We start from the raw sequence: 20,143 nt of genomic DNA on the forward strand, positions 1-20,143 counted from the left end.
TATGATTTAGAAAGTTTCGCTTAAGACAAACTGTCCTTTTCCTAAGCTTTTGGCCTTGTACATAGCTTTATCTGCTGCTCGGATCAACTGATCCATTGGCACATTTCGCTGATCAACATAGTGGACACCGATACTTGCACCAACATTAAGAACACGCCCTCTGTAAACGATATCCTGCTTTATCAGGCCAATGAGGCGTTCCGCCAAAACGGGGATGCTATCCCGATCTGTTGCCGTTAAGAGCACGACAAACTCATCACCGGATAATCGAGCGACCAAATCATTACTTCTAACTTGTGAGAGTAGTCGCTCCGCCACTTGTTTGAGTACTTCATCACCAGCGTCATGACCATAGGTATCATTCACTTGTTTAAAACCATCGAGATCCAAATAAAGCAATGCTAAGCCACTTTTCGCCTGCCTTTCGTCTTTCAGCGAGTCGTCTAATACACGATATAGGTGAGCTCGATTAGCAAGGCCAGTCAGTGAATCGTGGTGTGCCAAGTACTCTAAGCGCTCCATTTCTTTCACGCTAGACAAGTCAGAAAGAATATATACGTAATCACATTTAGACTCGTTCTCACGACTCAAAATACGAGATACTTTTACAAACATCGGTACTTTATGGCCAAACAAGTGTTTCTCCCAGATCTCACCTTGCCATTGACCATATTGAATAACGGACTCTTTGATCGTAGGCATAAGCGAACAGAACTGTTGCCATTCAAATGTATCTTCAGGTTTTCTTCCCAAGAGCGCTTCTTGGGAGTAACCCAGTAGGCGTGTCACTGATGGGTTGACCATCGTAATAACATCGTCTTGGTCTGTAACCATCAGTCCATCTTGGCTATTCTCAAAGACACCTGCCGCTAAGCGTTGTCTACTTTGTGCAGCTTCTACTTCGGTAATATCTTGAATCGCGAATAGAATCTGCCCTGCTTTGCTCAATTTGGTACAGCTTATTTGCAATAGTTGGTCTTGCTTGAAGACGTCTCTAATCCACAATTTACGATCTGTGAACTCTAAACCTTGGTTGATCACCTCATGAACAATGTTTACTTCGTCGCTCTCAATCAGGTCTTCTAAGTTCGCGCCTTTTAAAAATGCACTCGTACAACGGAATACATCGCAAGTCGCGCCGTTAAAGTGAACAATTTTCCCCTTATTATCGACAACAATCAGAGCATGTTTTACTGTTTCTACAACTTCATTTGCGAAGGATTTTTCTTCTTCTAACTTGTCCAATGTGTATGCAACTTGCTGCTCCCGTTGGCTAAGTCGGTCAAGCATGGTATTGAATGCTCTAACTAGATCGCCAATTTCGTCATTTGCTGCAGGTAACACGTTAAAGTCACGCTGTTTACGATTGATAAATGCGTTCATTCCTAAGTTTAAGTTGTAGACCGGCCCGACTATGAACTTGTCTACAGTCATATATAAAACAAAGCCTGCACTAACCAAAAGAACTAGGAATATGAAACTATTACTGAGCGCGGAGTTGTAAAGTGTCTGGAAGGAGTCTTTAGAAACTATCACGCGCAACTTAGCAATGGTTTCTCCTTCCATATCAACGGGAACCAGAATAAATATGTATTCATCACCAACCGCGAATTGATTCTCTCGTATTTCTATTCTTTCTCGTTCTGTTGGTACTGGCGCTGCAGTGCCATCGCGCTCGTACATCGCAAATAGTTGCCCATTGGCTGTATATAATTTAACTCTGACAACTTCTTCATCTGCAGAGAAAGCATCGAGTACTTCATTGGCACTGTAGTTGTCATTAAACAAGATCGCAGCTTGAAGGTTGTAAGCTACACCTTTAGCCAATACGCTCACTCTATCGATAAGGTTGTCGCGCTGCGTTTCGACAGCATTGAAAAAAGCATAACCTTGAGAGGTAAAGAAAATGATCCCTGTGAAGATCACGATAGGAAGAATGAGTTTACTCTTAAGAGACAGATTACTGAGAAGCTTCATTTTTTGCCTCCCACAATATCCGCGACTCTAAGGAAATTTGCGGACAACGTATACTGGCCTACGTTGTTTAGATTAACCTTTGGTTTGATTCGCCCACCCAAGGTTGTCAGCTCTACTACGCCACCCAGTTCAGTAAAGCTTTTAATATCACTGATAGAAACTGTGCTAGCTGGCTCCGAGGAGAGGAGACTCAAGCTCTCTTTCTTAGTGATATACAGAACGTCGCACTCACTATCGACAATATGGAGAGGTTTGTTTCTTATTTCTTTGTCTCGTGTTATGTCAGTAAGTATCTCTCTAACTTGCTCGTCATCAGGCGCACAGATTTTAATGTCACTCATCTGTTCATCGGCGTTCCAAAACACAAAGCTCGCAATACGATAAATATAAACCGCTTTTACTTGTTCAGGCGTATACTTAGCCGCCACTGCGGGCGAAAACGCAGCAGCGCTAATAAACCATAAAAAAATCCAGCGCTTAAAACTCATGTGAGAGCCTTACATAAACAAGTTGTTCATTAGGGTACAAACTCCATGAGTCGTAGACTTCGTGAGCAAATATCTTTTGCGCAATAATTTCTATTAAAGGTGAGCTGTCGTTTTTTTGCCAACCAATTCGGCTATCAAGAGTGAAGTGAGGCTCAACATCATCTAGCGTTGGACCATAGTTATTCTCGTAGTCAGCCATCATCTCATCGGTATAAGTCGTGTGGTTGTACCTTAGAACAAAGTCCCATTCTATGCTGTCAGTAATATTCCATAACGCCTGAACACTCGCTAAATGTTGACTTGGTAACGAAAGAGAACTCTCGTTACCGCCATTAGAAAAAGTACCTTTTTCCCAATCCGCGTCGACACGTAAATAGCTATAACTCCCATATAAGCTTAAGTTTTCAAAAACTTTAAGGTGACCAGCTAATTCTAGCCCGGAAGTAACAGCGCTGTAATCATCAGACGTAAAACAGAACCAAAGGTGTTCATATCCCTCATACACCAACGAATTGAAACAATCATTGCCACGAATATTGTCGTATTTGCTATAGAATACCGTCGTGTCCAATTCGAACTCTTCTGAAGCCATAAAACGGTACCCTAACTCAGCGGTCCAGACAGATTCGTTTTTGAGGTCTTCGTTGGGCAAAGTAACAAAGGTATAACCGTAAGGCGTATCGCCATACCATTCGATATAGGTCTGCTGATAAACTGAATTTGAATCCATGTAAGATGGGGACATTACTGCTCGCCCCACTCCCGTCCAAAAACTATGCTTTTCATTTAGATTGAGCAGCAATCTTGCCTGTGGAGATAACTCGAACGTACCGTTCTGCTCGAAATACTCACCTTTCATACCAATTACACTCGATAACTTGTCACTTAATTGGTAGGTAGATTGGATAAACGCGTTAGCGATGTAGTCATTTGCTCCATCAATATCGTACGTCCTAGAAAAGCCGGGCAAGCTAAACAAGTCCGTATCTTGCCAGCGCTCTTTGAAATCTATTCCGACGTAACGTATCCCTCCGCCAACAATCAAATTGTGTCTATGAGTCAAAGAACTTGAATAGTTAGCTTCAAGATCAACAGTCGTGTACTCCCCTGGAGCATCCGGAGATTCGTCTGTTACATGATCAAACCAAATGCTAGTTTGTAACTGGCTGTCATCGGAGAGTTGCTTCTGATGATTGAATTGCACATAGGCGCTGTTTGTTTCAATTGCTTCTTTGTCGATTGTTATTGCAACTGGCTGGTAATAAGGATCATTACGGTCGTAGTCAACCGTCCACAACTCTGCTTTATTATGCAGCTTAGTACCACCTATTCTCAGCTGCCAAGTACCAATACTACTGCGATTATTGATGTCTATACCAGCAGTTGTGGTCTGCCACATTTCGGATGAATTGTTTAGATAGGCAGGATTGCTTTTAGACTTATAGAATGCTCGCGCATACATATCGTCATTCAGTTGTAACCCGTGTCGGATTGAGTAGTCATAGGCGTTATAACGGCCAGCGGTTCCACTTAAATAAGTCCCTTGAGTACTCTCTGCCGATTTAGTGATAATGTTAACAACGCCATTCGCCGCATTTCCTCCCCATATGGCACCGCTAGGTCCTCGGAGAACTTCAATTCGATCGATGTCGGCAAGAACGTAATCTAAAGCGGTCCAATAAACCCCGCCATACACAGGACTGTATACACTTCTCCCATCAACCATAACGAGCATTTTGTTATACAGTCCGTCGTGGAAACCACGTGAAGAAACATGAAAGGTATTCTCGTTCCACTTAGAAACATACATTCCCGGAATGAGAGAAATCGCTTCCTGAATACTCGTGGCGCCACTTCTCAATATGCGCTCGTTTGTAAGAACATAAACCGATGCAGGGATATCTGAGAGTTTTTGCGAAAATTTAGATGCTGTTTCCATCTCAACATCTAACATGGAGAGTTCCTCCAGACTCATCGACATCAACTCGTCCAGATTGTCATTCGCGTATGCGGTAACGCCCGCTAAAAAAAGAGAAGAAAAAAGTATTGAGCGCCTAAACATTAAGTTACCTAGCTATATTAGCAGTCTCTATTATTTCACCTATCAGTAATAATTGATATATAGAACAGCATGTTTTTGTTAAGTTGTTGATCAAATAATGAAACTGATCACTGTTTGCTGTGTAGAATTGAAACATGGTTATAGGTTCAATTATTAGAGTAGCTCGCGAATGAAGAAAACCACAATTAAACTCAATTGCGACATGGGAGAAAGTTTTGGTCAATGGAGCATGGGTTGCGATGAACACGTGATGCCATTTATTGATCAAGCAAGTATCGCTTGTGGCTTTCATGCCTCCGACCCAATGATCATGAACTCAACGGTTAAACTTGCGATTAACCACGATGTACAGATTGGCGCCCACCCTAGCTACCCTGACCTACAGGGTTTTGGCAGACGTAGCATACCTTTCAACAGCCATGAGATTTCCAACATGATCATTTATCAAGTTGGTGCTCTTAAAGCGATATGTGAAAGTGAAAACACGACACTCAGTTACGTTAAACCCCACGGAGCTTTATATAACGACATGCAAAAAGATAACACCATCTTTGAAGCTGTTGTTGATGCAGTGTCATGTTTTAACCTACCGCTTATGACACTCGCGGTCAGAAACAACCAAGAAATGTTGAATATTGCAGACGACTACGAAGTTCCTCTGTTATTCGAAGCGTTCGCTGATAGAAGGTACATGTCCTCTGGGCAGTTGGCGCCGAGAACCATGCCTGGTTCTGTTATCCACGATACCGATGAAATAATCGATCAAGTGATACAAATCGCCCAGTACGGAAAAGTGCGAACGCTAGATGGTTATACGATCCCTGTCGATGCAGACACGATTTGTGTTCACGGAGATAACTTAGATGCGGTCCATATGATCGAGAGAATCCGTGACGCCCTATACTCGGAGGATTCGATATGAAGATAGAAACTACAGTAGATCCTGTAGCGGAATGTTCTGTTTTAGTTCGATTCGAAGCGGAGCCAAGCCCAGAATTATCTTGGGTGATCGGTGAAATCAGCGTCTACCTTCGTAACCAACTTGGCGCATGGGTAATGAATGTCACCCCATCATTCAATACAATATTGATCGACTACCTTCCTCACCGTGTATCAATATTCGAGTTCATTCCTTACTTGGAAAAAATCGTCACGCAGTCATTGATTCACTTGCCAGAAAAGCCTGATTCGCAGGTCATTGAATTACCAGTTTACTATCACCCGGAAGTGGGGCCTGATCTCATCCTCTACGAGGAACAAGGGGTGGACTTAAAGCAAGTGATTAAACTTCACTCGCAGGGAGAATACAGTGTTGGTGCAATAGGGTTTACCGCTGGTTTTGCGTTTTTAACCCAGGTAGACCAAGCCCTACATTTACCGAGACGTAATACGCCCCGCGTCAAAGTAGCAAAAGGCAGTGTCGCAATAGCAAACGATCAAACAGCAATCTATCCAAGTGCATCACCCGGCGGTTGGAATATCATAGGTAACTGTCCAGTAGATCTCTACACTCCGAAAAGTAATCATATTCTCCCATTTTCTATTGGCAGCATTATCAAGTTCTACTCAATCGATCGCCACGAGTTCATTGAATTAGGTGGCGTTTTTACTAAGGAGTGGCAATGAACGTACACGAGTCGATTACGGTTATTAAACCGGGGCAACAGACCCTTATTCAAGATTTTGGTCGGTTTGGGCTCGCGCATTTTGGCTTGGCGCAAGGAGGCCCTCTGGATGACTACGCTTACAGTTGGGCTAATCATTTATTAGGCAATACCGTTAACGCTCCCACTCTCGAAATCACGCTAGGTCAAGCTGAGTTCCTAATTAATCACCACTGTGAAATGGCCATTGCAGGGGGTGATTTGAACGCTAAACTGGACGATCAATTGGTCACTAATTGGTCGACTTTTTCCGCAAAACCAGGTCAGAAGCTCTCATTTGGTTTACCCAAAAATGGCTTGAGGAGTTACTTGGCAATCAAGAATGGCTTCTCTGTGCCAGAAGAGCTTGGCAGTTCGGCGACCGTAACACGAGATGAACTAGGTGGGCTCAGTGAGGGACGCGCGCTAGCTGCCGGAGATGTATTACCCATCTCACCCCATTTGGTCTCCCATAAACCCGTACAAATGACTTTTCGCTATAAGCCTGACTACAATAGGACATTAGAATTGCGAGTTATAGAGGGTTATCAGGTAAATGACTTTGCACAAGACGAAATCGACCGATTTTTTAATCAAGAGTTTGAAGTGAGCCAGTTTATCGATCGAATGGGTTATCGTTTAACTAACGGCTCTATAAGTCCGCCAAAGCGAGAGTACCTTAGTGAAGGTATTGCTTTAGGAGCTATCCAGATTCCACCAAATGGAGAGCCCATAATACTGCTTAACGACCGACAAACTATTGGAGGCTATCCAAAAATCGGTTGTGTTGCGCGTATCGATATACCCCGTTTGGCACAAGCTAAACCCGGCCAAAAAGTTCGCTTTGTCAGAGGTGACTTGCTCGGTTTACAAGATGTATGGAGCCAATGGGCGCGCTACTTTGGTTATTAGGACGCTGGGCAGCGAACTGCCCAGTATGAGTTTTATTCGCCGTAATAGGCAGCAAGCTCAACGGGATAACTTCTTTGTTGAGCTAAACTCTTCGCTTTTTCTTCCACTTCATCCAGTGACCAAGAGATATTCACTGGGTGCAAGCACTCTATCGCTTGCGAGCCATAATCATATAAGCCCCACTGCTCTACTAGCTTCTTCGCGGCTTCCAATGCAGAAGATCCTTTAACGACTTCCATTCGCGCGTAATTGTTGCCACAAAAAGTTACGTCGGCGGCACGAAGCGTCTCGTCATTGCCGGGGATTTGCTGTGCGCCAAAAAGCGGAGTGCCATACTCTGAAGCCAAGTGGTAGCCCGGAACAAAACGCGCCATATGCTCAATAGCTCGACGTGAACGTTCAACCACCGTTTGGTCATCCCACCCAGAAATGATTTTTTTCTCTAAACGGCCCGGTAATTTTGGTTGAGATGATTGCGGGCATGACGCAACAAGGCCATCATCAAATAACGTAATATCTTTCGTCATGCCATGAAGTTGAAAAACACCGTTAGGATATGGCGTTAATTGAGCCATTCCATTTGGCGTTCCACGCGGACCGTGAAAAATAACCTCTGGCCAAAGCTCGTCGCATTCTTCCCATCTAGTGACATACGCGGCTTTAAACTCAACGAGCCTATCGCGCGGTTTCTCTGCTAAATCGTCAATGCTTCCCGTCTCATATCCACAGGCGTTGATTAGATAATCAGCGTGAACGGAGAACCGCTCCCCTTTCTCATCCTGACATTCAACAGTCCAGCCGTTTTCTTGGCTCAAACCAACGACTTTTGTATTGAGTAACAACTGACAATTTTGGGTTTCTTCAAGAGTTAACGTGGCTGATGCAGCGATTCGAAACACGCTCCAGCCAGGCTCTTGTACGACTGCAATTGGAAACCTGAGAGTATCTAAATCAACATTCTTGGCAAAAGGTATTAACCAATCCTCAAAACTTGAGGGAACATCAGGTTGAGGCTTCTGAGCAAGAGCATCTAATTCATCGCGACTATAAAAACGATAATAATCATCTGGTTCACCGAGTACCTTATTGCGACTATCTTCAAGTACGAGTTGGCGATACGCTTGTTGGATTGATATCAGGCGTTCATATAGCTCTTCAGGAGTACCACCATCGAGATAAGGAACAGCAATGATCGTCGGGCGGTTATTAATCGTTTGAGGATACAGGCGCGCAGTATCAATAGATTGCTTAAGCAACTCTAAACACTGCTGAGTAGAAATCTCACGGTACAAATTGCCACCAGCGTGAAGGTGGCAGATAGGTGGACCAGAAACTAACCCGTCTTTCTTTTCAATAAGAGTGACATTAAGGCCAAGTTCCGATAAGTGGACCGCAGCGGTCGCACCTGCAATTCCCCCGCCAATAATGGCAACGGAAGATACACTAGTTTGAGGTTGTTCAGACTGCATTCGTATGGTTAATCCATTCATTCTAAGTGCATTTTACTGTTATCTGGCGGAGAAGAAAAACACAATTTTTGCAAGGAAAATTAATTACATTTTAACGACAAAAAAATTAAAAAAGTTCTTGACTCGAATTCTGAGAATCAGACAAATATCGGTGGTGTGAATAACAAAATGTCTGCACACGTTATCCCTACAAGGGCTGTGCCCATTTCAAAGTTATCTACAGGCTGACTTATCCCAAACTTTATCCACCGTTTTTGTGGATAACTGGAAAAGTCAGCCCATAAACATTTAGCTAAATGCTTTATTTATAGGGGTTAGTAGACGTTTTAGCATACTGTTAACAACTAACGCTAAAGTTAAGAATGTGACCACAGGGAGTGCAATCCAAAGCATAATATGGAGGTTGGGAGTAAGTTCGAAGCCAAACTTCATCAAAGCTCCAACGACAATTTCAGCACCGATCGCAGCGATGAAACCCGCTACCAGAGACATGACTCCATATTCTGCCCAAATAGTTCGTACTACCCGCTTTCTACTCGCGCCTAAGGTGCGGTAAAGTTGAATTTCTGTTTGACGTTGACCAATACTCAACCGCAGCAGTGTGAAGATTAATAACACACCAGACATTACGCCTAGAGCTGCAAGAACTGTGATAGACCAAACAATTTGCTTTAGTAGCTCCTGAATTTTCGCCCCCATGCTTCTTATATCCATCAAACTCACTGTTGGGTGGTTTCGAGATAGCACGTTAATTAACTGATCGTGCTTATCTTCTAACCTGAAGCTGACTAAGTAAGTAGAAGGGATCGACTCAAGTACATCTGGCGAAAAGATAAAGTAGAAGTTTGGTTTCATATCACGCCACTCTACATGGCGTATCGAATTGACCTTTGCGGACACAGTTTGGCTGTTGATTACAAAGCTGAGCTCATCTCCCAATTCTAGTCCAAGGGCCTCTGCAACTTCGGATTCAACTGAAACACCCTTGCTTGATGTCCATGCTCCCTTTAAAAGATCATTATGGCTTGGTATACCGTCACCAAACGTAAAGTTAATCTCTCTTCTTAACGCGTCGGTCCCTTCACCACCATTTGCGTATTCCTTCGCATCTTTACCGTTAATAAGAGATAGACGACCTCTAATAATCGGGTAAGCATCGGAACGTTCAATCTCGTTGTCATCGAGTGCGTTTAAATAGGCATCTTTTTCATACGGTGCAATATTCAAAGCAAAAGCGTTCGGCGCATCTTCTGGTAACGTGCGTTGCCAATCAGTGAGCAGATCCGTTCTTACCAACCACATAATAGCTAGCAACATCAATGAAAGGCCTAAAGCACCAAATTGAATCCCTGTCGCAATGGAGGAGCGATTAATTCGACTAAGCGCTAATTTCATAGAAGTAGGCAAAGGCATTTTACTGAGTGCTTTTGTTAAAAGTAAGCTCAGAGCTCCAAGAACAAAAAACAGTATCACTATCCCACTTAGCACTATCCACACTAATGTATTTTCATAGTACATAAGCAACATAGGAATGAGCGGGACAGCCATAAGCCAATAATAGGACCGACTTTCGCCGCCCGTTACATTCGATTGCATCACATTGGCTGCACTGACCTGTAGCAGTCCCAACAACGGAATCCCGAGAGCAGGTACAGCAATTAATACACTGGTCGACACCGCAATTAACGCAGGCTTAAGCCCATAACTTGGTAACGGATTAGGAAGCAGATCGACCAAAGGTATTCTTAGTAAAACTTCTAATCCAATACCGATTGCGATGCCCATTATTGTTGCGCTTACCATGAGGATAAGAACTTGCGTCCACAGCCATCGACTTATCCACCTGCGACTTGCGCCCAAACTCTTGAGCATCGCAATAGTTTTCTTCCGGGTCGACACGTAGTGTTGGCAAGTTAAAACAAGGGTTGTTGCAGCCATAATGATGACTATCGCCACTGTGAGCGAAAGGTATTGCTCAGTACGTTGGAACACTTCATTTGTTCGACTTGCGCTATTTTGGTCTCTCCAACGATCGCTCGGAGTCAATTCTACGGACGATTTAACCACATCTATCACGTCTTGTTCACCGTTTAAGTACAAGTTAAAACGGACTCTACTGCCAAGTTGAATAGCACCAGTTTTATCTAAGTCATCACTGTGAATAAACGCCGTTGGCATCTGTTGAAACGGATTAAAACTCAACCCAGGCTCTTCGACTATTCGACCCGATACGACAAAGTCAGCATCGCCCACTGTGACAGCATCACCAATTTCGACATCTAGCTGTGCAAATAGCCTTTCATCTAACCACAGCTCCCCAGGGTTAACACGCTGGTACAATTGATTATCATCCGTGAGAAGAAGCTCGCCACGCAGAGGGTATAAGCTATCTACCGATTTCACGGTAATTAGCTTCATTCCTCTGTCACTGAATGCCATGGTAGCAAAGCGGGTTTGAAGAGAGCTTGTGAGCCCCTGTTGATCAACCGCTGCATATAGAGCTGGAGGAACAGGATTGGACGATGAGTAGACCGTATCGGCCGTCAGTGCTTCTTTGCCTTGCTTCACGACTACTTGCTCCATTCGCTCAGCTAATGCCGTTAACGCAAATATACAAGCAATGATCAAAGTCAACGCGATTGATACTGGCCACAGTTGCCCATGCCGAATTTCGTTCAGACTCCAAGAGAAGAGACGTCGATTAAGTGCTGTTGTTTGATCCACTTACCTCACTCCTCTTCGATGCGTCCAGCATGGATTGTAATACGTCGTTTGCATCGCTTTGCCAACGTCATATCGTGCGTCACTAAGACAAGTGTTGTTCCATGCTGTTCGTTTAGTTCAAAAAGAAGCTCGATCACTTTCTCAGCAGTTTGTTGATCTAGATTCCCAGTAGGCTCGTCTGCAAACAAAACTTTCGGTTCAATCATAAAGGCGCGAGCTAGTGCTACTCTTTGTTGCTCGCCGCCCGATAGCTGCGCTGGAGAATGCTCCATACGGTGTTCGAGCCCTACTGAAGCTAATAATGATTTAGCGCGCTCAACGTTCTCGTCACCACCATTAAGAAGGCACGGCAACGTTACATTTTCTAAAGCACTTAAACTAGGAATAAGTAAGAAGCTCTGAAATACAAACCCAACTGATTTACTTCGTATTGCTGCACGAGCTTCATCGTCCAATTCAGACAGCTCCTTCCCCATCAACTCTAGGCGACCTGACGTGGGAGTATCTAACCCCGCCATTAAGGTCATTAATGTTGACTTACCTGCACCTGAACTTCCGACAATGGCAACCGTCTCTCCTTCTTTGATATCAAGATTTATATCTTTGAGGATTGTTAATTGCTCTTGATTAGTAGAGACTGTTTTAGTTATAGAATTTGCTTTAATTACGGATGTTTGCATGTTTCGTTTACTTTCCCTTGCTTTTATTCTTCTATTCGCTTTCTCAGCCAACGCGAACAAACTATTGATCTTAGGAGACAGCCTAAGTGCAGGCTATCAAATGCCGATCGAAAAAGCATGGCCTTCTTTATTACCGGATGTGTTGTCATCAAAAGGTAAATCCGTTGAGGTGATAAACGGAAGTATTTCTGGTGATACAACAGGTAATGGAATCGCCCGGCTTCCTCAATTACTGGCAGAGCACCAACCGAGCTTTGTGCTAATCGAACTTGGTGCAAATGATGGGTTACGAGGTTTTCCTCCCCAACTCATTCAAAACAACTTAGAAACGTTAATCCAACTTACTCGAGACTCAGGCTCAACTCCTCTTCTAATGCAAATTCGCGTGTTGCCCAATTACGGTAAACGTTACAGCGATGCGTTTTACGACCTCTACCCAAGAACGGCTAAAGAAACCAACGTACCATTACTTCCTTTCTTTCTTGAAGGCGTGATTACAAACCCAGACTGGATGATGACAGATGGACTGCACCCCAAACCGGAAGCTCAGCCATGGATTGCAAACTTTGTTGCAAATGAGTTAATTAATCACCTCTAATTGGTCTAGCTCAATAAAATTTACCTAGCTTTACGTTAATCTGGCTCAATTCCCCCTTCTAAAGGACATAACAATGATAATTGAGCCAGTTATTAAAGGCGTAGTTGCTAAGGCCGCTCACCCTTACGGCTGTGAGAAGGCAGTTGTTCAACAAATTCAATACGTAAAACAGTCTCAACCGATCAGTAAAGGCCCCAAGCGTGTACTAATTATTGGTGGCTCATCTGGTTTTGGGCTTGCATCAAGAATCGCTCTCACATTTGGCGGGAGCAAATCAGATACTATATCGGTTTCCTATGAACATGGACCATCAAGCAAAGGTGTTGGTTCCGCTGGCTTTTATAATGATATCGCGTTTAAAAAACTTGCCGAAGAAGAAGGTCGAATCGCGGTGAACATTCAAGGCGATGCGTTTTCAAAGCCGATCAAAGAGCAAGTCGTTGAAGCGATCGAAACCTATTTCGAAGGAGAGGTAGATTTAATTATCTATAGTGTCGCAAGCGGTGTTCGACCAAAACCGGACAGCGATGAAATGTGGCGTTCTACCATCAAGCCAATTGGAGAAGCGGTTACCGGCGCAAGCATTATTTTAGAAGACGACTCTTGGCATGATGTGACTCTCCCTTCTGCAACAGAGCAAGAAGCTGAATCTACCGTTAAAGTAATGGGGGGAGAAGACTGGGAGTCTTGGGTTGATACACTGATAAACTCTGAGTCGATAGCGCAAGGATGTAAAACCATTGCCTTTTCCTATATTGGACCTGAGCTGACTCACCCAATTTATCTTGACGGAACATTGGGGCGCGCAAAAATCGATCTGCATCAAACCAGTCACTCTTTAAACCTTAAGTTAGCAAACTTCAACGGCGGCGCGTACGCGAGTGTATGTAAAGCCCTGGTTACTAAAGCGAGTGTATTCATACCAGGGCTTACTCCCTATATCCTTGCTTTGTACAAAGTGATGAAGCAGCAAGGCACTCATGAAGGTTGTATTGAGCAGATGCAACGACTATTCCGTGACAAGCTCTATTCCGGTGCTAAGGTTCCTGTCGATTGTGAGCGTTTGATTCGCATGGATGACTGGGAGTTAGAAGCTCAAACTCAACAGCAAGTTAGAGAGCTAATGAAGCAACTAAACTCGTACAACTTTAAACAACTTGGTGATTACGAAGGGTTTAAAAACGAGTTTTTACATATAAACGGTTTTGGGTTTGAAGATATTGATTACAGCCTAGACGTGGATATTGATAGCTTTATAAAGTAAAGTCTCTGTTATTAAAGGTGTCTCACTTTTAAGAATTAGTAAAAAGCTTATCGCCCTCGGACATACGAGGGCTTTTTTTTAAGTCGACTATAATGCATTCTTATTTTTAGGACTGTTTTGGCCCCTCACCGTCAATGTTGGCAAAATAACGACTATTATTAAAACGAGAGCACGGATAGCTCTACACCACTTGCTATTTCCCACAGGGATTATGTATGTCAAAAATTAATACCGCTGATATTGGTATTCCAGATGAAATGCTAACGAGTTGGCAGACTATCGTTAATCTACTTGCTGAAATCATTTCTGTTCCAGCAGCTTTAGTAATGCGTGTCCATAAAGAGAGCATCGAAGTTTTTGCAGCCAATACCAATGCCAAGCATCTCTACCAGGCTGGTGATTCGGAATCCTTAAACCAAGGTTTGTATTGTGAGACCGTGGTAAACGAGATGCGACAACTCGTTGTTCCTAACGCTGAAGTAAGCCCTGAATGGAAAAACAACCCCGATATGAGATTTGGGCTTCTTGCCTACTGCGGCTTACCCGTATGCTGGCCTAATGGTGAAGTCTTTGGCACCATTTGTGTCCTAGATAACAAAGAGAATGAGTTTGCCCAAACTTACCAAGATTTACTCAAGTCATTTCGTGATTCAGTAGAAGCTCATCTAGAGACGCTTTATCAAAAGCATCGTCTACAACAGCTTAATGATGAGTTAAAGTCGAGAGTACATACGCGTACCCAAGACCTTGTTGACTTAAACTATGAACTTAATGTTGAAATAGATAAAAGACGAGCAGCAGAACAGAAAGTTCGCTACCAGCAACGTCACGACCTTGGTACCGGTTTCTTGAATCGTTCTGCACTCGAATTTGAAACAGAAACCCTACTAAAAACCATCAACCATCCACAGGCAGGTCAAGTTGCAGTGGTGCACATTGGTTTTGCAAATGGCCGACGCATTCAATCAAAATATGGTTATTCCGTCTGGGATCATATTTTAGTGCAATTCCGTCATCGTCTTGGGGATCTGTCCAAATATCATTTGCTCACTGCGCGCCCAACTTCAACAGATTTGGCGTTCTTATTTGAATCTAAACATCTAGAAGCAGACATCCAAGCACTTTGTACCTTGTTAATAGAAATCAGTCGTTCTGAGTTTGAAATTGAAGGGGAAAAGCTTCATCTACATAGCTACATTGGTATCGCGACATCTAACGATACTTTATGTACAGCAAGCATTCTAAAATTTGCCGTTGAAGCAATGCAATCTTGTAAGGATTCTGGCCATAAATTTAGCTTCTATTCTCAGGATATCTCTGACATCCAAAAGAATATCAACCAACTAGAAAGCTACTTATTGCAAGCTGTAAGAAACGATGACCTACTGCTCTATTTCCAACCAAAAGTCTCTCCGACTACCCATCAGTGGTTGGGAGCCGAAGCCCTGCTTAGATGGCGTCATCCTATCTTAGGTGATATTTCGAATGAAACCTTGATCCATTTAGCGGAGCAAAACGGTTTAATTTTTGAAGTCGGCAGTTTTGTGCTTCGATCTGCGATTCAAAAAGCGGCGGAATGGGTAGATCACATACCGGACTTTAAACTTGGCGTAAATGTATCGGCAGTACAGCTGCAAAGTCCCCAGTTTGTTACTCAAGTGAGAGACCTTTTGACCACATACAAGCTCCCAGCACATTATTTGGAATTGGAGGTAACGGAAAGTGGCTTAATTGCCGACGAAATCGTTGCTCGAAACACACTCACTGCGTTGAGTGAGCTTGGTGTTACGCTATCGCTAGACGATTTTGGTACTGGCTACGCTTCATTTAACTATCTTAAGAAATTCCCATTTGACGCGATAAAGATCGACAAGAGCTTCGTTCATCAACTGGATGAAAGTGTCGAAGATCGAGAGATCGTTCGTTCAATCATCAATATTGCCAAAAAACTCGACCTCACCGTCACTGTTGAGGGGATAGAAAACGAAGAGCATGAAGCTTTTATTATTCAAGAAGGCTGTGAAGTCGGCCAAGGCTACCTTTACGGAAAACCAATGCCTTGTGATCTTTTTGAATCTAGTTTTCTGCAACAGAATCTTTCCAATGTAGATGGCTACAATGAGAGTGCTCATTAATCTCCACTTAACCCGTCATCTAGTGTCCCTCCACAACACCTTGGTTCTTCTCGCATTGGGCGGTTTTCCCGTATATAATTCCGCCCTTTATTTCTCAACCCAGTGAATGTCTCATGGATCAGTTAACCGCTGCACTAAAAAAAATCGAAAAACAGAATTATCGCGCTTATCAGCAAATCAAAGGTCAATATGACTTTAGCGACTTCACTTTCTATATTGATTACGTTCAAGCAGACCCATATGCTTCACCTTCTCGAGTACAAGCAGTCCGTCCTTGGTCTGTAACGGGACTTCAATGGCTTAGAGATAAATCTACTGCTTATCAAGTTGCAGCACGTGATTTTATCGCTCGTAGCTTTGCACAGCTTGCTAAACAGGAATCCAGTGTTAGCATCGCGTTAACGGGTCAGACAGTTTTAGACAGTACCGCAGTTCTATTCACTGAAGAAGGTATTGAACTTCGTTTTCGTATTGATCTACCTGCTGAAGGACGTAGTGTTTTAGGTAAAAAAGCCGACAACATCTTAACTTTCCATCTACCAAAGTACATCCGCCGTGCGACTCTTGAACGAGAGTTAGATATGGATGCCCTTACGCACCATTGTGAAATTGTGGAAGATCAAGAGTTCATGCGCAGTCAGCTCGACAAGCTTGGTTTAATGGCTTTCGTTGCAAACGGCTCTGTACTCCCACGCATCGCTGGTAACTGTGACTTACCAATGAAAGATGCCGTTTCAATCACTTCGCCAGAATCATTAGAAGTAACAATTGAGACGCCAAATCAAGGGCCAATTACAGGCCTAGGAATTCGTAAGGGCATTACGCTAATCGTGGGTGGCGGCTTCCACGGTAAGTCAACGTTGTTGACCGCCATTGAAAGATCGATCTATAACCACGTTCCTGGAGATGGACGTGAACGAATTGTAACTAGCGTAAACTCTATGAAAATCCGCGCCGAAGACGGACGCTGTGTTCATAACTTGAGCCTTGCGAACTATATTAATCATTTACCAATGGGCAAAGATACCCAGGACTTCTCAACTCAAGACGCATCTGGCTCTACCTCTCAGGCGGCCTGGCTACAAGAGTCTATTGAAGCTGGTGCTAATGGTCTGTTGATTGACGAAGACACATCTGCCACCAATTTTATGATTCGTGATGAACGTATGCAGGCACTTGTCAGCAAAGGCGACGAACCTATTACACCGTTAGTTGATCGAATCGGCCAGCTAAGAGATGAACTCGATATTTCAACAATTATCGTTATGGGTGGCTCGGGGGACTATTTAGATGTGGCCGACAATGTCATCCAAATGCACGATTATCAGGCTGTGGATGTCACTGAGAAAGCAAAACAAGTCATTAAACAGCACCCAACTGAACGCAATAATGAATGTGAATCAGAGCTAGCGACTTACCGTCCACGTTCATTAAATCGAGTTGCAATGCAAAAAATATTGGCTGAAGGTAAATTCCGAGTCTCATCTAAAGGCGTTGATTCACTGCGCTTTGGCAAGGAGTTTACAGACCTGACTGCGTTAGAACAGCTTGAATCAAGCTCTGAGATTAACGCAATTGGTTGGTTATGGTTCCAGCTTTCTCAACTACCTGGCTGGTCTAACAACCCAGCTAAAGAGTTCGGTGAAATGCTCCAAGGAGAGTGGTACAAAGCAATGCCGAACCAAGGTGACTTGGCAAAACCTCGCGTATTAGACGTAATGGCGGCATTAAATAGAATGCGTAAAGCCCAATTTAAATCTGCAAGTTAATCGAAAAAGCGCCATTACTGGCGCTTTTTTAACGTCTTAACACATTCCACGCTTCACACAGCACCCTAAAGCGATCACTGTCGCCGTTATCCCTATCTGGGTGCCACTTCAGCGCTAGCTTGCGCCAGGTTTTGCGGATCTCCGTATAACTCGCGTCGTGAGGAAGCTCGAATAACGATAGAGCTTTGGTACGGTCCATGTCCTTACAATCTCCGCTACCCACAAACTCACGATAGCGACTCCAAAACTCATTGAGAAGTCGCTTAACCTCACCCTCTTCAGCTTCGTAGTTATGCCAGTCTAAGTAGTAATCCCGAAGTGGGTCGTGATGATCAACTTCATGGCCAAAGACTTGGCTTTGGGGCATCAAGATAATATCCATAGCCTGAACCTGTAACCAATTATCTGGATATAGCGTTTCTTGAAGCTGATACAACGCATTCATAATAAGGAAGTTGCGTTTAAACAGATCCTTATCCGGTGATGCATCCAATAGAGGCATGATCTCAATCTCAGTTAGATGAGAAGCAAGTGTATGTACTTTCCACCCACTTGGCTGTTTTCTAAGCACCTCAAGAATGGGCCAAAGTAATGGGTTTTCCATGTATTGCTGAAATTGAGCTGCAAGTCCAGATTGCTGTGGCATACGAATTACTAATTGAAGAACGTAATATAATTGAAAGCCACACGGAACGATTTGTCGAGTCTATTAATATCAAACAGCCTTATTTTGTGCGCTTTTGAGATTCTACTCCCTATTCTCACCTTACCAACACGGTGGCACTCACTAATGATAAAGTTGATATTTATCACCTTATAATCTAAACCTTAGTTATAGTTTTTGTTTGCTTTGTACGCTTCAAGCCACCTTGTTCGATAGAGGACCTAGACAAACGTTATGGAATTCGAAAAGTACTGCTTCGCGCCTTCCGACCTCCCTGTCGAAACACACTCTACCGCTCTATGGGAAATCCTGGTCGTCGACGACGAAAAAGATGTACACGATGTAACTAATCTAGTTCTCGGCAAAAATGAATTTCTTGGTCATCGGCTTAATTTCACACATGCATATTCAGCCCAAGAAGCAAAAGAAAAGTTTCTAAACGGGCCTGACTTTGCCGTCATTTTGCTTGATGTTGTAATGGAGACACGCCAAGCAGGACTTGACCTAGCTAAATGGATTCGCAATGACTTTGGCGATAAACACTGCCGAATCATACTTAGAACAGGTCAACCCGGTGACGCGCCAGAAGAAAAAGTCATTTTAAACTACGATATTAATGACTATAAAACCAAAACCGAACTCACCTCTACACGGTTACTCACCACTATCTATTCAGCCATTCGGTCATATAGTGACATTGTCACAATTGAGAACACTCGTGACGGATTAAAAACGATCATCGAATCAACCTCAAACATTTTGACCACTGATACCAGTGACACCTGGCTTAAAGGCATTCTTCAACAAATCGTTGCTCTGCTAAAACTGAATGATGCCCATACGCTTCACTTTGGTGCCTCCGAGATAAATGGTGATTGGACCATAGTCACTTCAACTGATGAAAACAAAGTTCCGATTGGCCAAGAGCTTACTCAACATATCGATGCTTCTCACTTAGAGCGTTTTTCAGGCCATGGATTAGTCGAACTCACTTCGACCAAGTTTGCTCTGCCCATAGAAGTACATAACCATCGGGGCGTCATTATCATTAACTGTAGCAAGCATGTGATTGATAAACGCAAAGAGTTGATCGAGCTTATGGTAAAAAATGCGTCGATTGCATACGAAAAGCTCTACTTACTGAATGACATGCTAGAAACACAGAAAGAGATAGCGTACCGGCTGGGTGAAGTGGTTGAAACGCGCTCTAAAGAATCTGGCAGTCATGTTAAACGGCTTTCGTTGTTATCCCACCTACTCGCCCTTGAAGCAGGAATGGGCTAGAAAGCAGCAGAACAAATTAAACTCGCGTCGCCGCTTCACGACATTGGCAAAATAGCCATACCCGACAATATACTCCACAAACCCGGCAAACTGACCAGTGAAGAATGGGAAGTAATGAAAACCCATGCATCAATCGGTGGGGATATTTTGTCTGGCTCACACTTAGAGATCCTTAAAGTAGCCGCTGTCATCGCATCCAATCATCACGAAAAATGGGATGGAACGGGATACCCTAATGGTCTGTCTGGTACAGATATCCCAATAGAAGGCAGAATCACTGCTATCATAGACGTGTTTGATGCTTTGGCTACCAAGCGAAGCTATAAAGAGCCCTGGCCTGATGACAAAATTATTGAGCACTTTCATCAGCAACGGGGCCGTCACTTCGATCCTGAACTGTGCGACATATTTCTCAACATCTATGAAAAATGCGTTTCGCTTCGGAACTCATACCCAGATTAAAAGGAGCACGCT

16 protein-coding genes are annotated in these 20,143 nt (G+C 43.5%); 9 read left to right on the plus strand and 7 right to left on the minus strand.

The features are described 5' to 3' along the window. Nucleotides 1–6: 6 nt before the first annotated feature. From AC4MRV_RS04930 to AC4MRV_RS04940, 3 genes are read right to left on the minus strand one after another with little or no spacing between them, the layout of a single operon-like run. A complete protein-coding gene (locus tag AC4MRV_RS04930; protein WP_491186312.1) occupies nucleotides 7–1,977 on the minus strand; it encodes a sensor domain-containing diguanylate cyclase in 1,971 nt (656 codons plus the stop codon). Further along, the gene (locus AC4MRV_RS04935; RefSeq protein ID WP_491186313.1) at nucleotides 1,974–2,465 is read right to left on the minus strand and encodes a YfiR family protein; all 492 of its coding nucleotides are present in this window, start codon (nucleotides 2,463–2,465) and stop codon (nucleotides 1,974–1,976) included. Before AC4MRV_RS04935 ends, AC4MRV_RS04930 begins: the two co-directional genes overlap by 4 nt. Continuing rightward, the gene (locus AC4MRV_RS04940; protein WP_491186314.1) at nucleotides 2,455–4,419 is read right to left on the minus strand and encodes a TonB-dependent receptor plug domain-containing protein; all 1,965 of its coding nucleotides are present in this window, start codon (nucleotides 4,417–4,419) and stop codon (nucleotides 2,455–2,457) included. Before AC4MRV_RS04940 ends, AC4MRV_RS04935 begins: the two co-directional genes overlap by 11 nt. A gap of 277 nt (nucleotides 4,420–4,696) precedes the next feature. Between AC4MRV_RS04940 and AC4MRV_RS04945 the strand changes: the two genes are divergently transcribed. Genes AC4MRV_RS04945 through AC4MRV_RS04955 form a run of 3 tightly spaced genes read left to right on the plus strand, consistent with a single transcriptional unit; the run spans nucleotide 4,697 to nucleotide 7,082 of the window. Then, nucleotides 4,697–5,449: a 5-oxoprolinase subunit PxpA gene (locus AC4MRV_RS04945; protein ID WP_491186315.1), complete on the plus strand. Its 753-nt coding sequence runs from the start codon at nucleotides 4,697–4,699 to the stop codon at nucleotides 5,447–5,449. Next, on the plus strand, nucleotides 5,446–6,153 hold the full coding sequence (locus AC4MRV_RS04950) for a 5-oxoprolinase subunit B family protein (RefSeq protein ID WP_491186316.1): 708 nt from the start codon (nucleotides 5,446–5,448) through the stop codon (nucleotides 6,151–6,153). The genes AC4MRV_RS04945 and AC4MRV_RS04950 overlap by 4 nt, the downstream gene beginning before the upstream one ends. After that, nucleotides 6,150–7,082, plus strand: coding sequence for a 5-oxoprolinase subunit C family protein (locus tag AC4MRV_RS04955; protein WP_491186317.1), 933 nt, complete (start codon nucleotides 6,150–6,152; stop codon nucleotides 7,080–7,082). Before AC4MRV_RS04950 ends, AC4MRV_RS04955 begins: the two co-directional genes overlap by 4 nt. A 32-nt stretch (nucleotides 7,083–7,114) precedes the next feature. Here the strand turns inward: AC4MRV_RS04955 and AC4MRV_RS04960 are convergent, their stop codons facing one another. The 3 genes from AC4MRV_RS04960 to AC4MRV_RS04970 all read right to left on the minus strand — a co-directional run bounded on the left by AC4MRV_RS04960 (nucleotide 7,115) and on the right by AC4MRV_RS04970 (nucleotide 11,955). After that, nucleotides 7,115–8,551, minus strand: a complete 1,437-nt coding sequence (locus tag AC4MRV_RS04960; RefSeq protein WP_491186318.1) for an FAD-dependent oxidoreductase — start codon at nucleotides 8,549–8,551, stop codon at nucleotides 7,115–7,117. Nucleotides 8,552–8,839: 288 nt separating this feature from the next. Further along, nucleotides 8,840–11,275 (minus strand): ABC transporter permease, encoded by a 2,436-nt coding sequence (locus AC4MRV_RS04965; protein ID WP_491186319.1) that lies wholly within the window; start codon nucleotides 11,273–11,275, stop codon nucleotides 8,840–8,842. A 5-nt stretch (nucleotides 11,276–11,280) separates the two neighbouring features. Further along, the gene (locus AC4MRV_RS04970; RefSeq protein WP_491186320.1) at nucleotides 11,281–11,955 is read right to left on the minus strand and encodes an ABC transporter ATP-binding protein; all 675 of its coding nucleotides are present in this window, start codon (nucleotides 11,953–11,955) and stop codon (nucleotides 11,281–11,283) included. Between AC4MRV_RS04970 and AC4MRV_RS04975 the strand changes: the two genes are divergently transcribed. The 4 genes from AC4MRV_RS04975 to AC4MRV_RS04990 all read left to right on the plus strand — a co-directional run bounded on the left by AC4MRV_RS04975 (nucleotide 11,954) and on the right by AC4MRV_RS04990 (nucleotide 17,721). Continuing rightward, on the plus strand, nucleotides 11,954–12,553 hold the full coding sequence (locus AC4MRV_RS04975; protein ID WP_491186321.1) for an arylesterase: 600 nt from the start codon (nucleotides 11,954–11,956) through the stop codon (nucleotides 12,551–12,553). The genes AC4MRV_RS04970 and AC4MRV_RS04975 overlap by 2 nt on opposite strands. A 73-nt stretch (nucleotides 12,554–12,626) precedes the next feature. Then, a complete protein-coding gene (fabV, locus tag AC4MRV_RS04980; protein WP_491186322.1) occupies nucleotides 12,627–13,817 on the plus strand; it encodes an enoyl-ACP reductase FabV in 1,191 nt (396 codons plus the stop codon). A 215-nt stretch (nucleotides 13,818–14,032) separates the two neighbouring features. Further along, on the plus strand, nucleotides 14,033–15,952 hold the full coding sequence (locus tag AC4MRV_RS04985) for a sensor domain-containing phosphodiesterase (RefSeq protein WP_491186323.1): 1,920 nt from the start codon (nucleotides 14,033–14,035) through the stop codon (nucleotides 15,950–15,952). 113 nt (nucleotides 15,953–16,065) lie between these two features. After that, entirely contained in the window at nucleotides 16,066–17,721 is a 1,656-nt protein-coding gene (locus AC4MRV_RS04990) for a P-loop domain-containing protein (protein ID WP_491186324.1), read from the plus strand. Between the two features lie 28 nt (nucleotides 17,722–17,749). On the opposite strand, the gene AC4MRV_RS04995 is transcribed toward AC4MRV_RS04990, so the two are convergent. Continuing rightward, a complete protein-coding gene (locus AC4MRV_RS04995) occupies nucleotides 17,750–18,367 on the minus strand; it encodes a DNA-J related domain-containing protein (RefSeq protein ID WP_491186325.1) in 618 nt (205 codons plus the stop codon). Nucleotides 18,368–18,619: 252 nt separating this feature from the next. Here AC4MRV_RS04995 and AC4MRV_RS05000 point away from each other — a divergent pair, with 252 nt between their 5' ends. Then, nucleotides 18,620–19,669: a DUF3369 domain-containing protein gene (locus AC4MRV_RS05000; protein WP_491186326.1), complete on the plus strand. Its 1,050-nt coding sequence runs from the start codon at nucleotides 18,620–18,622 to the stop codon at nucleotides 19,667–19,669. A gap of 15 nt (nucleotides 19,670–19,684) precedes the next feature. After that, the gene (locus AC4MRV_RS05005; protein WP_491186430.1) at nucleotides 19,685–20,131 is read left to right on the plus strand and encodes an HD-GYP domain-containing protein; all 447 of its coding nucleotides are present in this window, start codon (nucleotides 19,685–19,687) and stop codon (nucleotides 20,129–20,131) included. Nucleotides 20,132–20,143: the final 12 nt, after the last annotated feature.

Source organism: Vibrio sp. (genome assembly GCF_984391705.1).